This window comes from Streptomyces sp. NPDC127038, assembly GCF_042725875.1.
In the GTDB taxonomy this organism is placed as follows: Bacteria; Actinomycetota; Actinomycetes; order Streptomycetales; family Streptomycetaceae; genus Streptomyces.
In genome coordinates this window covers 1-13458 of sequence record NZ_JBHXDQ010000036.1, presented here as the reverse complement: position 1 = coordinate 13458, position 13458 = coordinate 1, and the positions used below count along the sequence as shown (strand labels likewise).

Annotated in this window: 10 protein-coding genes; 7 read left to right on the top strand and 3 right to left on the bottom strand. The window is 75.5% G+C overall.

The genetic code is table 11. The features are described from left to right. The first annotated feature begins 276 nt into the window (after positions 1–276). The 3 genes from ACFWI4_RS23735 (at position 277) to ACFWI4_RS23725 (ending at position 3122) form a co-directional block, all read left to right on the top strand. A complete protein-coding gene (locus ACFWI4_RS23735) occupies positions 277–897 on the top strand; it encodes a LysE family translocator (RefSeq protein WP_387199533.1) in 621 nt (206 codons plus the stop codon). A gap of 95 nt (positions 898–992) precedes the next feature. Continuing rightward, a complete protein-coding gene (locus ACFWI4_RS23730; RefSeq protein WP_387199530.1) occupies positions 993–2117 on the top strand; it encodes an aminopeptidase P family protein in 1125 nt (374 codons plus the stop codon). 63 nt (positions 2118–2180) lie between these two features. Beyond that, the gene (locus ACFWI4_RS23725; protein ID WP_387199527.1) at positions 2181–3122 is read left to right on the top strand and encodes an aminoglycoside phosphotransferase family protein; all 942 of its coding nucleotides are present in this window, start codon (positions 2181–2183) and stop codon (positions 3120–3122) included. Positions 3123–3144: 22 nt separating this feature from the next. On the opposite strand, the gene treZ is transcribed toward ACFWI4_RS23725, so the two are convergent. Further along, positions 3145–4890, bottom strand: a complete 1746-nt coding sequence (gene treZ, locus ACFWI4_RS23720) for a malto-oligosyltrehalose trehalohydrolase (RefSeq protein WP_387199524.1) — start codon at positions 4888–4890, stop codon at positions 3145–3147. Between the two features lie 193 nt (positions 4891–5083). On the opposite strand from treZ, the gene ACFWI4_RS23715 reads away from it, so the two are divergent. The 3 genes from ACFWI4_RS23715 (at position 5084) to ACFWI4_RS23705 (ending at position 7611) form a co-directional block, all read left to right on the top strand. Then, positions 5084–5650 carry an FHA domain-containing protein gene (locus ACFWI4_RS23715; protein WP_385394446.1) on the top strand — a complete coding sequence of 189 codons (567 nt, stop codon included), beginning with the start codon at positions 5084–5086 and terminating at the stop codon, positions 5648–5650. 192 nt (positions 5651–5842) lie between these two features. Beyond that, on the top strand, positions 5843–7195 hold the full coding sequence (locus tag ACFWI4_RS23710) for a M14 family zinc carboxypeptidase (RefSeq protein WP_387199689.1): 1353 nt from the start codon (positions 5843–5845) through the stop codon (positions 7193–7195). Beyond that, complete coding sequence (locus tag ACFWI4_RS23705; RefSeq protein WP_387199521.1) at positions 7192–7611, top strand: SSI family serine proteinase inhibitor; 420 nt, start codon at positions 7192–7194, stop codon at positions 7609–7611. The genes ACFWI4_RS23710 and ACFWI4_RS23705 overlap by 4 nt, the downstream gene beginning before the upstream one ends. Position 7612: 1 nt before the next feature. On the opposite strand, the gene ACFWI4_RS23700 is transcribed toward ACFWI4_RS23705, so the two are convergent. Then, entirely contained in the window at positions 7613–8863 is a 1251-nt protein-coding gene (locus tag ACFWI4_RS23700; protein ID WP_387199518.1) for a M14 family zinc carboxypeptidase, read from the bottom strand. 904 nt (positions 8864–9767) lie between these two features. On the opposite strand from ACFWI4_RS23700, the gene ACFWI4_RS23695 reads away from it, so the two are divergent. Beyond that, positions 9768–10847, top strand: a complete 1080-nt coding sequence (locus ACFWI4_RS23695; RefSeq protein ID WP_387199515.1) for a cytochrome P450 — start codon at positions 9768–9770, stop codon at positions 10845–10847. On the opposite strand, the gene treY is transcribed toward ACFWI4_RS23695, so the two are convergent. After that, positions 10807–13257, bottom strand: a complete 2451-nt coding sequence (gene treY, locus ACFWI4_RS23690) for a malto-oligosyltrehalose synthase (protein WP_387199512.1) — start codon at positions 13255–13257, stop codon at positions 10807–10809. The two genes, ACFWI4_RS23695 and treY, sit on opposite strands and share 41 nt — an antisense overlap. Positions 13258–13458: the final 201 nt, after the last annotated feature.

Below are 13458 nucleotides of genomic sequence, written 5' to 3'. Positions count from 1 at the left end.
GCCCCGGGCCGTTAGGCCACCGTGGGGGGGGGCCCCGCCGCGGGCGGCCGGGGCCATCGGCCGGCGGTACCGGCCACGCCCACCGGACACGCCCGCCCCCCCCCCCCCCCCCCGCGGCGGACAGCGAACCCGCCGCACGCGGCTCCGGGAAGGGGCTCCAGGAAAGGGGCCCAGGGGGAAGGGCCCCGGGACAAGGCGCTGGGAAGAGGCCCCGGGAAAGCGGTGCTCCGGGAAAAGGGGCTGGTCAACGGAGCCGCGGGCCGTCACCATGGCCGCATGCTGAGCACCCTCGCCGCCTTCCTCGGCGCCTGCACCCTGATCGCGGCCTCGCCCGGACCGAGCACCGTCCTGATCATCAAACGGTCCCTGGGCAGCCGGCGGTCCGGGTTCCTGACCGTGCTCGGCAACGAGACGGGCGTCTTCCTGTGGGGCGCCGTCGCCGCGTTCGGCCTCACCGCCCTGCTCGCCGCCTCCGAGATGGCCTACGACGTCATGCGCGTCGTCGGTGCCGTCGTGCTCGTCGGCTTCGGCGTCCAGACGCTGTGGCAGGCGCGCCGCTCCAAGGACGGCGCCGACGGAGGCTGGGAGGGCGCGGAGAGGAGCGACTGGGCGTCCTACCGGGGCGGGCTGCTGCTCAACCTCGCCAACCCCAAGGCGGCCGTCTTCGCGATGTCCTTCCTGCCGCAGTTCGTGCCCGAGGGCGCCCCGCACCTGCCCGCCATGCTCGGCCTCGCCGCGCTCTGGGCGGTCTACGAGGTCGGGTACTACGGCGTCTACGTGTGGTTCGTCGGCCGGATGAAGGCCGTACTGTCCCGCACGGGTGTGCGCCGGCGCCTGGAACAGGTCTCCGGGGGCGTCCTGCTGCTCCTGGGCGCCCGCCTCGCCCTGGAGGGCTGACCCCTCTCCGGTGCGACCGGCTCGCGCGCGCCCCACCGGAGAGGCAGGATGCTGCCGTAGCCCCCCGGGGGAACTCCGCACACACGGAGGCATGGATGACCGCCGCCACACCCGCGCCCTTCACCGCGGACGACTACGAGGCCCGGATGCGGCGCGCCGCCGAGGCCGCGGCGGAGGCCGGGCTCGACGGGGTCCTGGTCGCGCCGGGGCCCGACCTGGTGTGGCTGACCGGGTACCGCCCGGTGGAGACCGAGCGGCTCACCCTGCTGGTGCTGCGCGCGGGACACGATCCGGCCCTCGTCGTGCCCACCCTGGAGGCGCCCGACGCGGCCAAGTCGCCCGGCGCGCCCGCGCTGACCCTGCGCGACTGGACCGACGGCACGGACCCCTACGCGGCCGCCGAACCCCTCCTCGACCTCGGGTCCCGCTTCGGCATCAGCGACAACGGCTGGGCGCTGCACCTGCTCGGCATCCAGAAAAGGCTCCCCGGCACCCGCTTCACGGCCCTGACCGAGGCGCTGCCCATGCTCAGGGCCGTCAAGGACGCGGCGGAACTGGAGCGGCTCGCGGCCGCCGGAGCCGCCGCCGACGAGGCCTTCGAGGAGATCCGCAAGGTCCGCTTCGCCGACCGCAGGGAGTCGGAGGTGTCCGACGACCTCGCCGCACTCCTGCGCCGGTTCGGGCACTCCCAGGTCGACTTCACCATCGTCGCCTCGGGCCCCAACGGGGCCGACCCGCACCACGAGGCCGACGAGCGGGTGATCGAGCCCGGCGACATGGTGGTGCTGGACTTCGGCGGTCTCAAGGACGGGTACGGCTCCGACACCTCCCGCACGGTCCACGTCGGCGAACCGGACGACGAGGAGCGCAAGGTGCACGACATCGTGCGCGAGGCCCAGGAGGCCGGCTTCCGCGCGGTGCGGCCCGGAGCCGCCTGCCAGGACATCGACCGCGCGGCGCGCACCGTCATCGAGGCCGCCGGGTACGGCGAGTACTTCATCCACCGCACCGGGCACGGCATCGGCGTCACCACCCACGAACCGCCCTACATGGTCGAGGGCGAGGAACAGCCGCTGGTCCCCGGCATGTGCTTCTCCGTGGAGCCGGGGATCTATCTGCCCGGGCGCTTCGGGGTCCGTATCGAGGACATCGTCACGGTCACCGAGGACGGCGGACGCCGGCTCAACAACACGTCCCGCGAGATGGTGATCGTCGACTGACGCGGGCCCGCGGACCGTGCGACGACCCCTTCGACCCCGCCCCCGGACGACAAGGGCGCGCCCATGAACCCGACACCGCCACCGACCCCCGACACCGTCCGCCGGCTGGTCCGCGCCCTGCTCTCCGACGACACCGACCCCGGTCCCGGACCGGACGTACGGCCCGTCCGTGAGCAGGGCGGCCGGTTCACCTGGTGGGTGGGCCGGCGCCATGTGCTCAGACTCGCCCCGGACCGCGAGGCCTCCCAGCGCCAGCGCCGTGAACTGCGGCTGCGCGATCTGGTCCGCCCCTTCGTCGGGGGCGCGGTTCCCATGAGCGTCGCGCGGGGCGACTGGGCGGGCGGACTGAGCTACACCCTCGACACCTTGGTGCCCGGCCTCTCCGGCGAGCGACAGAGCGTCTCGGCACTCGGCGAGGCCGACCTGGCGGACCTGCTGACCGGGCTGCGCGAGGTACCCGTACGGCAGGCGGAGACGCTCGGGGTGCCACGTGCCGCGCCGCGCTCCCTGGAGACCCTGCGCGCCGCCGCCGTACGGGCCGCCGAACGGCTCCCCGCGGACGAGTTCGACCCCGCCGGGTTCGACCAGCTCGCCCCGCCCGCGGCCGTCCAGCTCGGCGCGCAGACCGGGCCCCCGGTCCTCGTGCACCACGGGCTCCTCGCCGAGCACCTCGTGGTCAGCCCCGACGGACGGGTGCGGGGCGTCCTCGACTGGAGCGGGGCCGTGATCGGTGATCCGGCCGAGGACATCGCCGGGCTGGCCCTCGCCGTCGGCGCCCCGGCCGCCGTGCGCGCCGCCACCCTCGCCGGCTACGGCGCCCGCCCCTGTCTGCGCGGCCTGTGGCTGGCCCGCTGCGACAGCGTCGTCCGCCTCGCCGACTCCCTCCGCGGCGGCCACGGCCCCGGCGGGCTTCCCCTGCTGGAGGCCGGGCTGAGGCGCGCCTGGGAGTCGATCCTGCTGGAGCGGGTCACGGACCTGCGCGACACCCCGGACGGGGCGCCTTAGGGCCTGTCCGGGGGCACCGTGTTCACGCCTGGGTCAGCACCACGCACGACTCGCCCGGCACGGTCAGGATCCCGTCCGGGCCCGGTGCCTCGACCGGGTCCCAGGCGGCGAGGACGGACGCCCGGCGGATGCCGAGGGGGACCGCCGCGGGGTCCTTGCCGAGGTTCACGGCGACCCGGACGTCCCCGCGCCGGACGGCGATCCAGCGGGCCGCCGGATCGTGGGCGACCCTGACCGCGGCGAGATCGGGATCCGACAGGTCGGCCTGGCTCCGGCGCAGGGCGATCAGTTCGCGGTACCAGTCGAGCAGGCGCGCGTGCGGGGCCCGCCCGGGCTCCGACCAGTCGAGACAGGAGCGGTCGCGGGTCGCCGGGTCCTGCGGGTCCGGGACGTCCTCCTCGGCCCAGCCGTGCGCCGCGAACTCCCTCCGCCTGCCCCGCCGTACGGCCTCCGCGAGCTCGGGGTCGGTGTGGTCGGTGAAGAACTGCCAGGGAGTCGTGGCGCCCCACTCCTCGCCCATGAACAGCATCGGCGTGAACGGCGCGGTGAGCGTCAGCGCGGCGGCGCAGGCCAGCAGCCCGGGGGAGAGGGCGGCCGACAGCCGGTCCCCCTGGGCGCGGTTGCCGATCTGGTCGTGGGTCTGGCTGTAGCCGAGCAGCCGCTGCGCCGAGACCCGCGACCGGTCCAGCGGGCGGCCGTGGTGGCGCCCGCGGAAACTGGACCAGGTGCCGTCGTGGAAGAAGCCCGACGACAGCGTCTTGCACAGCGCGGCGGGCGGGATGTGCGCGAAGTCCGCGTAGTAGCCCTGCGACTCCCCGGTCAGCGCGGTGTGCAGCGCGTGGTGGAAGTCGTCGTTCCACTGCGCGTGGAGCCCGAGACCGCCCTCCTCGCGGGAGGTGATGAGCCGGGGGTCGTTGAGGTCCGACTCGGCGATCAGGAACAGCGGCCGGCCCAGATCACCGGCGAGCCCGTCCACGGCCGCCGACAGCTCCTCCAGGAAGTGCACCGCCCGGGTGTCCCGCAGCGCGTGCACCGCGTCGAGCCGCAGCCCGTCGAGCCGGTAGTCGCGCAGCCAGGCCAGCGCGCTGCCCACGAGATACGCGCGCACCTCGTCCGAGCCGGGCGCGTCGAGGTTCACCGCGGAGCCCCAGGGCGTCTGGTGGGTGTCGGTGAAGTACGGCCCGAACGCGGGCAGATGGTTGCCGGACGGGCCGAGGTGGTTGTGCACCACGTCGAGGACGACCCCGAGACCCCGTTCGTGAGCCCGGTCGACAAAGCGCTTCAGTGCCTCGGGACCGCCGTACGGCTCGTGCACCGCCCACAGGGAGACCCCCTCGTACCCCCAGCCGTGCCGGCCGGGGAACGGGCAGAGCGGCATCAACTCCACGTGCGTGACGCCCAGTTCGGCCAGGTGGTCGAGTCGCTCGGCGGCCGCGTCCAGCGTGCCCTCGGGCGTATACGTCCCCACGTGCAGCTCGTAGAGGACGGCACCCGGCAGCGGGCGTCCGGGCCAGTCGGCACGCCACGCGTACCGGCCCTGGTCGACCACCGCGCTCGTTCCGTCGGGGCCGTCCGGCTGGCGGCGCGAGCGCGGATCGGGCAGCACGGGACCGTCGTCCACCGCGAACCCGTACCGCGTCCCGTCCGCGGCCTCCGCCTCACCCGCCCACCACCCGGCACGCCCCGGATCACGTTCCAACGCGCTCGTGGCACCGGCGCAATGGAGCGTCATCCGGTCGGCCCGCGGTGCCCACACCTCGAATCGCATGGACGCTTCCCCCTTGTCGGCTCGCAGTGACCCAGCACGTCCATGGTGCTCCACGGGAGATCAATTCGCTTTCGGATCCACCCTTTTGCCGCGTGTTCGTCGCCCTTTGGTCGCGCGAACGGCCGCACCCGGTCCCACCAGCCGTTTCCGGGTCTTCTGGACACGTTGTCGTTACTGGCCGACAATCACGAACGTGACGTCGTCCTTCGAGTTCCACCCGTACCCCGCGCGGCTGTCCGACGCGGAGCGCGACCGGGCGCTCAAGTCCCTGCGTGACGGCGTCGCCCTCGGCCGTCTCTCCCACGACACCTTCATCCACCGCATGGAGCTGGCGCTGGCCGCCCGGCGCTCCGACGAACTCGCCGTGCTCACCGCCGACCTGCCCGCCGACGGCGAGGTCGCCGGGCGGCGCTGGTCGAAGCGGGTGTTCGGCACGGTCGAGGCCGTGTCCGGCTTCACGGTCCGGCTGCGCCGGGCCTGGCAGGCCGAACGGCTGCCCAAGCTCCAGCTCCCCGACCCCGGGGACGCCTACCCGCTGCGCATCGGCCGCGACCCGGCCAGCGGACTGCGCCTCAACCACGAGACGGTCTCCCGCGTGCACGCCGAACTGCGCCGCCAGGGCGGCGCGTGGGTGCTGCGCGACCTCGGCTCGACCAACGGCACGACCGTGAACGGCCGCCGTGTCATCGGCGCGTCGGTCGTCAAGGACGGCGACCAGGTCGGCTTCGGCCGCATGATGTTCCGCCTCGCCTCGGCCTGAACCGCCCCTCCCCGCGGCGGACCGGGCGGCGTGTCCGCGCGCCCGGCGGCCGGACGGGGACCGGAGTTCACCGTCAGCCTCCCAACATCCATACGCTCCCGCGGTGTTGACGTACCCCCGGAGTTCGTGACTGACTGTGTGTACTTCATGTACATCTGGTGAAACGACGGCACGTACGAGTGGAGGTGTGCTCTGCCGCCACTGCGCCGTTACCCCACCGTCGACGAACTCGGCGTGCGCGCCGCGGCGCTCGTCGCCCGCCACCCCGGCGACGCCCGGCTGCGCCGCGTGGGCACGTCCCGGGCCGGAACACCGATGCTGCTCCTGTCCGTCGGACACGGCAGCCGCCAGGCCCTCGTCGTCGCCGGACCGCACGCCAACGAACCCGTCGGCGGCGCGACCGCCCTGCGGCTGGCCGAACGGGCCCTCGCCGACCCCCGTCTGACCGAGGGCGCCGACGCCACCTGGAACCTGCTGCTCTGCCTAGACCCCGACGGCTCCCGCCGCAACGAGGCCTGGCTCCGCGGCCCTTACACCCTCGGCCACTACTTCCGGCACTTCTTCCGGCCCGGCTTCCGCGAACAGCCGGAGTGGCTGCCCGACGGCGCGGACGCCGCCGCCCTGCCGGAGACCCGGGTCCTGCTCCGGCTCCAGGACGAGCTGCGGCCCTTCCTCCAGTGCTCCCTGCACGGCGTCGACGTCGGCGGCGCGTTCGTCGAGCTGACCCGCGACCTGCCCGGCCTCTCCCGGCGCGTCGCGCACAGCGCGGCCCGCCTCGGCATCCCGCGCGAACTCGGCCCGTACGACACCCTGTACTGGCCGATGCTCGGCCCCGCCGTCTACCGCGTCCCGCCGCCGCGCACCGGAGACCTGGCCGCCGCCATCACCGAGGCCGCCGTCGACTCCACCTGGTTCCACCCCCAGCCCCACGGCACGGTCACCGCGATCGTCGAGGCGCCGATGTGGGGCGTCGGGGCGGTCGAGGACCCGTCGCGTCCCGCCGACCCCGACCCGGCGCTGCGCGCCGTCAGCCGGACCCTGCGGCACGACACGAGGGTCCTGGAGGACATCCTGGCCCGGGTGCGCCCCGGCCTCGACGGCTCCCCGGACACGGCCTGTCTGCTCGCGCCGGTCGACGACTATTTACTGGTCGGCCCCGGACTCGCCGACTCCTGGGACCCCGACGTCCGCGACGCCGGGACCCGGGCACTCCCGCCGCTCGACACCGCCCGTCTCACCGCCCTGCGCCTCGCCGGGCGCCGGGTCGCGCTGCGCACCGCCGGGCTGCTGCACCAGCTCGTCACCGCCTCCGGGAACGACCCGTCCGGCGCGCTGCCCGAGCTCGACCGGCTGATCGACGCGTGGTGCGCCGACTACCGCGACGGCTGCGGAGCGCGCTGGATACCGGTCGCACGCCAGGTCGAGTACCAGGCGCGTGTCGTGCTCTCCGCGTTCGAACTCGCCGGGCGCCACAACGGCGTTCGTCCTCGTTCGGGTGACTCCGGCTGGACCGCGCGGGCCACGGTGCCGATGCACCGGGAATGACGACAACCCTTCGAGCGATCCGCGCGGCCCTGCTGCTGCCGCTCGCGCTCCTGCTGGCGGGCGCGGCCCCGGCGGCCCACGCGTCCCCCCGGCACGGCTTCCCCGGCAACTGGCTCGGCCTCGCCGTCACCCGCGGCGACGCCCGCTCCAGCGACACCCGTGGTGTGCTGCTGCTCTGCGACCCGCCCCAGGGCCACGCCCACGCGGCCCGGGCCTGCCGCCAACTCGCCGTCGCCGGAGGCGACATCGGCCGCATCCCGCGCCGGACCGGCGTCATGTGCCCGATGCTCTACGCGCCCGTGACGGCCTCGGCGCACGGCCGATGGAACGGCCACCGCGTCGACTTCAGGCGCACGTTCTCCAACTCCTGCGCGATGAAGGCGCAGACGGGCGAGGTGTTCGACCTGTCGAGCTGAGTCAGGCCCCGCCCTCACGCGCGTGGCGGGCGGCCGCCATCACCGTACGGGCCTGGTGCTCGACCTGGTTCTCCAGCGGCACCCAGCGCGCGCGGAAGCGTTCGGCGAACCCCTCGCTCCAGCCGGCGACCAGCGCTTCGAGTCGCGGAGCGTCGCGGTCGCCGGCCTCCCTGAGCACCCGCAGCAGCATGGCGGCGGCTCGCAGCGGGATCCGTCGGCCGAACGCGTCCACACTGCCCACGTACGCCATCGTCGTGTCCACGGGGGGCGGCTGCGACCAGTCGGCTGCGAGCCCCGGCACCAGGTCGAGCGCCCACTTCGCGGCCCGCAGCAGGGGGCCTTCGGGTCCTCGCAGCCGGGGCAGGGCCCGGACGAGCACCGCCTCCACCTGCTCGGCGTCCGTCACCAGCCGGTGGGCCAGGCGCCGCATCGCGGCCGCGGGGGCGGGGTGCGGGGCCGGATCGTCCACCAGGTCACTGGCCCACATCGGCACCTCCACGACGGCGGTCAGACCGCCGTACCGGTGGGCGTGGTACCAGGTGCTGTGCCGGGCGTCGTCCGGCATGCTCGGGTACGCCGTGTCCGAGCCGGGCGCCGGCATCACGTGCACCCCGGGCCCCGAGGCGGGCCAGCCCGCCGCGTCCGAGGCGGCCGTCTCCACCGGGATGCGCAGCTCCGCCGCCGACTTGGCGAACGGTTCGGCCAGGCCCGGGATGTCCTTGGTCAACTGCACCCAGCTGCCGCCCAGATCGGTTCCGTGCAGGGTCACCTGGAGGTAGGGCCGCACCTCGTCGATGACCCGGGTCAGCGCGCGGGTCTCCGGCGGCAGCCGGTCGGGCGGCAGGACGGAGGGCGACCACTCCGGCTGCTCGGGTCCTGCCGGGCGGAAGAAGCCCAGGTGGTAGTCGAGGAGGGTCCGCGGCGCCGGGGTCACGTGCAGGCTCGCCCCGTCCGGGTCCGCGCAGAGCAGAAAGTGCCAAGCGGTGTCCCTGCGCAACTCCCGGCGTAACAGCACACGTTCGGCCAGGGAGAGCAGGGTCGAACCGCCTGTCGGCTCGTTGGCGTGGGCTCCCGCCACGACGAGGACCGCGCGCCGGGCGTGGCCGACGGACAGCAGGTGGAGGGGTCTGCCCGCGCGGGAGGTGCCCACTTGTCTGAGGACGCACAGGTCGGGCCGGTGGGCCGCCAGCGCCGAGGCGGACGACACGATTTCGGTCACACTGGGGTAGCGCAACTCCGGCAGAAGACTCACCCCCGACTTGTCCGCCCTGCGTCGCTTTTGGCAGTACTCCACGGTCTCGGGGAACTGTCAAGGACGCCTCGGCGCGGCCCCGGGAGCCCTCCGGTGGCATTTTCCGGCGGCAAGGGGCAGCGGCGGATGCGCCCGTCGTCCCGGCCGCGGCGGACCGCGTCCCGCAGGCCTGCGGAGAACCCCGGCGGGCGTCCCGGACGGAGTGATCCGCCCGGAGGCACCGGCGTACGCCCGCGCCCCGCGAGGGTGGGTCGACGCGGCGTACGCGATTCACTCGTCCGGGTGTACGGACACTGCGGCCGCGCGCGGGCGGTGTTCGACTCGGAACAACCGCGCGCGGGTCCGGCGCGCAGACCCGAGGTGGTGGCCCGCGGTGCTGTGTCCACACGGCCTTCCCGTCGAAGGCCGCCCCACGGCGGCCCCCACGCTCCCGCCCGCCGGGAGCGACCCGCCCCCGGCGGCCGGGGACCCGACGCCGGCACGGGCCGGGGACCCGACGCCGGCACGGACCGACGGCGGGCCGTCGCCTTCGGCGGTGGGCCCGCACCAGCCGTCCGCGGACGGCTGGTCGCCCCTGCCGGCCGGTGGGGCGATACCGGTGGCCCCCGGCGGCCCCGAACCGGTCCCCGCAGGTGCGTGCCCGCAGTCCCCGTCCCAGTCCCGGTCCCGCTCCCAGTCCCGCTCTGAGCCCCCGTCCCTGTCCCCGTCCCCGTCCCGCGCGGGCGCGCCACCGGACGCGGGTCCGCCGAGCCCTGCCGCGCCGAGCCCTGCCGCGCCGAGCCCGGCGTCCTCCCGGGACGGCCGGGTCGCGATGGGGCCGAGGCCGGCTCCGTCACCGGATGTCCCGTGCGATCCCCCGGCCCCCTCGCCCTGCCCGCCGTACACACCGCCCGCCGGGGTCCTCGTGCGTGTCGCCGCCCCGGGCAGTCTGCTCGACCCCGGGAACCGGCATGATCCGCAGCCCTTCCACCGCCTCCTGCGCGGCCGGTTCCCGCTGGTCCACGACGAGCCGTTCGGGGCCTGGCTCGTCAGCCGCTACGCCGATGTGCGCGCCGTGCTCACGGACCCGAGGTTCGTACCGCCCGCGCCCGGACCCGTACCCCCGCACGCGGACGCCTGCCGGGCCGCCCTGGCCTCGGTGCGGGACCGGGTGGCGGCCGCGCTGCTCGCGGGTGTCGAACGCACCGCCCACGTCCTCGCCAGCCGCCTGGCGTCCCGCCGCGAGGCGGACCTCGTCGCCGAGTTCTGCCAGTGGCTGCCCGCCGCCGCGGCCGTCGCCGCGCTCGGACTGCCGTACGAGGACACCGCCCGCGTGCACGCCTGGTGCCGGACCGGACTCGACCACCTCGGCGGCCTCCGCCCCGGCCTCGACGCCTATCTGCGCCCCCACATCGCCCGCCGCCGCGCCCACCCAGGTGACGACCTGCTGTCCGTGCTGTGCGCCGCCGGCCCCGGCGGGGACCCGCTGCCGGACGAGGCCGTCACCCGCCTCGCCGGGACCGTGCTCGGCGCGGCCGGCGACACGACCGCCCGCGCCCTCGCCTGCTTCCTCGCCAACCTGCTCGACCACCCGCACCAGCTCGACCTGGTCAGGGCCCGCCCCGAACTGACCGGCGCCGCCTGGGCCGAGTCGCTGCGCCGCGACCCGCCGCTGCAGATCGTGGCCCGCCGCACGCTCGAACCGGTCGGCCCGATACCCGAGGGCGCCACCGTGGCGTGTCTGCTCGGCGCCGCGGGCCGCGACCCGGCCCGGTTCGCGGACCCGGACCGCTACGACCTCTTCCGCGCGGACCCGGGCGACCTCGCGCTCGGCTCCGGAGCGCACCACTGCCCGGGCGCCGTGCCGGCCCGGCTGACGGCGGAGGCGGGGCTGCGCGCCCTGCTGACCGTGCTGCCGGGCCTGCGCCGGGCACCCGGGCCCAGGCCGCGCCCCGAGGGCCTGGTCAGCCGCTCGCCCCGGACCCTTCCGGTGTGTCCGCGCTGACGCGCTCCAGCAGCGCGACGGGTGCGGCCGCGAAGAGGTCCGCCACGCGCGCGTGCCCCGTGAACTCGCGGTCGGCGGAACCGGAGGGGAGCACGTCGACCCACCGTCCGGGGGGAAGCGGGAGCACGGTGTCCCGCCAGCCGCCCGCCTCGGCGAGGGCCAGCGACAGCCGGGTGACGGCCGTGACCACCTCTCCCGACCGCGTGAACGCCAGGCAGTGCCCGGCCGCCGGCCCCTCGGCCGACAGCGGCGCGTACGTCGCCGACGCGCCGAAGACGCCGGGCCGCCGGGCCCGCAGCCGCAGCGCGGCGGCCGTCAGCGCGGGCTTCTCGGCCGACGGGTCGCGCGGCGCGAACGGCTCCCGGTTGTCCGGGTCGACCAGCGCCCGGTACTCGTCCTCGGTCCCCTGGTACACGTCCGGCACCCCGGGCATCGTCAGATGGACCAGGGCGGCCCCCAGGACGTTCGCCCGCACGTGCGGCGCCAACGAGGCCCGCAGGGCGGCCACGTGCCGTCCAGGGGGCCCGCACGGCCCGTCGGAGACGAACGCCGCCACCGCCTCCTCGTACGCGGGGTCCCGTTCGGTCCAGGCGGTCCGCGTCCCGGCCTCCCTGACGTGCTTCAGCAGGGCGTCCCGTACGCGCTCCGTGTGGGCCCCGGCCGTCTCCCGCCCGGTCGCGGGGCCGAGGCCGAACACGGTCTGCCAGGCGGCCCACGCCAGCTGCGGGTCCGGGGTGCCGGGGACCTCGTCGGTCACCACCGCCAGGACCTCCGACCAGGCGTCCGGGCACTGGGTGAGCACGGACACGGCGGCGCGCACGTCCGCGCTGCGTTTCGTGTCGTGCGTCGACAGGACGGTGCCGGTGGCGGGCCGGTCGTGCTGCACGCGCGCGCAGTAGGCGTGGAAGTCGTCCGGGGACACCGCCGGGCCGCCGGGGTCGCCGCCCACCTCGTTCGCCGACAGCAGCGGCACGTAGCGGTAGAACGCCGTGTCCTCCACCGACTTGGCGCGCAGCGCCGACGAGGTCTGCGCGAACCGGGCCCGGAACGCGGCCTCCGGGGTCCCGCCGCCGTCCCGGGCGAGCAGCAGATCCCGTACGACGTCCACGGCACGTGCCTCCTCGGGCACCGTGAACGCCGACCTGGCCTCGGCCGCGGCCCCCTCGGTGAGCACCCAGGCCGCGTCCGTCGAGGGATAGGACCGGTACACCTCCATCCGGACCAGCAGCTCGCGCAGCGCGGCACCCAGGGCCCAGGGGGCGTGGTCGCGGGCCGCGGGGTCGGGGGAGGCGGCGCACAGGGCGCTCACCTCGCGGGTCAGACGCGCGGTCTCGGCGGCCAGTTCGTGCGTGATGACCTTGTACGCGGCCCGGCGCACGGTGCTGTCCCAGTGGCCGCCCCGGTCGGCCTGCGGGCCCGCGAAGCGCCGGTAGCGGCCGAGCAGCCGGCTCGCGCCCGCCTCGTCCGTGAAGAGGCCGTCGACCTGCCGCAGCGCGTCGTAGCCCGTGGTGCCCGCCACCGGCCAGACGGGCGGGAGCGGTTCCCCGTCGGCGAGGATCTTCTCGACCACCGTCCAGCGGCCGCCGGTCGCCCCGTGCAGCCGGCGCAGATAGGTGTCCGGGTCGGCGAGCCCGTCCGGGTGGTCGATCCGCAGTCCGTCGATCACCCCGTCGGCGACGAGTTCCAGGATCTTCGCGTGGGTCGCCGCGAACACCTCGGGATCCTCGACGCGTACCCCGATGAGCTCGGAGATGCTGAAGAAGCGCCGGTAGTTGAGCTCGGTGCGGGCCAGCCGCCACCAGGCGGGGCGGTACCACTGGGCGTCAAGCAGCTCGGGCATCGGCAGTCCCGCGGTGCCCTCGCGCAGCGGGAACACATGGTCGTAGTAGCGCAGTATGTCGCCGTCGACCTTCAGCTGGCCGGTCTCGGCGCCGAGGCGGTCCCCGAGCACCGGCAGCAGCACCCGTCCGTCCTGGGCGTCCCAGTCGATGTCGAACCAGCGGGCGTACGGCGAAGCGGGGCCCTCGCGCAGCACCTCCCACAGGGCGTGGTTGTGGCGCGGGGACATCGCCATGTGGTTCGGCACGATGTCCACGACGAGTCCGAGACCGTGGCCGCGCGCGGTCCGCGCCAGGGACCGCAGCCCCTCCTCGCCGCCGAGCTCGGCCCGTACGCGCGAGTGGTCGACCACGTCGTAGCCGTGCGTCGAGCCGGGGACGGATTCGAGGACGGGGGAGAGGTGCAGGTGGGAGACGCCGAGCGAGGCCAGGTAGGGCACGGCCGCCTCGGCGCGGCGGAAGGGGAACGCGGGCTGGAGCTGGAGCCGGTAGGTGGCGGTCGGCACGACGGGGGCGAGGGGGCCGGGGACGACCGAGTCCGCGATCGCCGGTTCGGGGCGCTCAGGTGTCATGCGACTCTACGTACCCGCCCGGCCGCCTTTCTGTCATCGCGGCCCGCACAAGGGCACGCACGGCCCCGCCCCGCGCGCGTGAACCCCGGTCCCGGGGGGCCCCGGGCGGGGGGGGGGAGCGGGGGTGCCAGGGGGGCCGCGGGAGCACCGGCAAGCTCCCGGGGACCCGCCTCAGCCCGGCGCCCGCCCGGGCCAAGGCCC

What these genes read in the sequence shown, in the direction of transcription:
- ACFWI4_RS23735 (WP_387199533.1), top strand. Translation starts at nt 277, where the DNA reads ATGCTGAGCACCCTCGCCGCCTTCCTCGGCGCCTGCACCCTGATCGCG.
- ACFWI4_RS23730 (WP_387199530.1), top strand. Translation starts at nt 993, where the DNA reads ATGACCGCCGCCACACCCGCGCCCTTCACCGCGGACGACTACGAGGCC.
- ACFWI4_RS23725 (WP_387199527.1), top strand. Translation starts at nt 2,181, where the DNA reads ATGAACCCGACACCGCCACCGACCCCCGACACCGTCCGCCGGCTGGTC.
- treZ (WP_387199524.1), bottom strand. Translation starts at nt 4,890, where the DNA reads ATGCGATTCGAGGTGTGGGCACCGCGGGCCGACCGGATGACGCTCCAT.
- ACFWI4_RS23705 (WP_387199521.1), top strand. Translation starts at nt 7,192, where the DNA reads ATGACGACAACCCTTCGAGCGATCCGCGCGGCCCTGCTGCTGCCGCTC.
- treY (WP_387199512.1), bottom strand. Translation starts at nt 13,257, where the DNA reads ATGACACCTGAGCGCCCCGAACCGGCGATCGCGGACTCGGTCGTCCCC.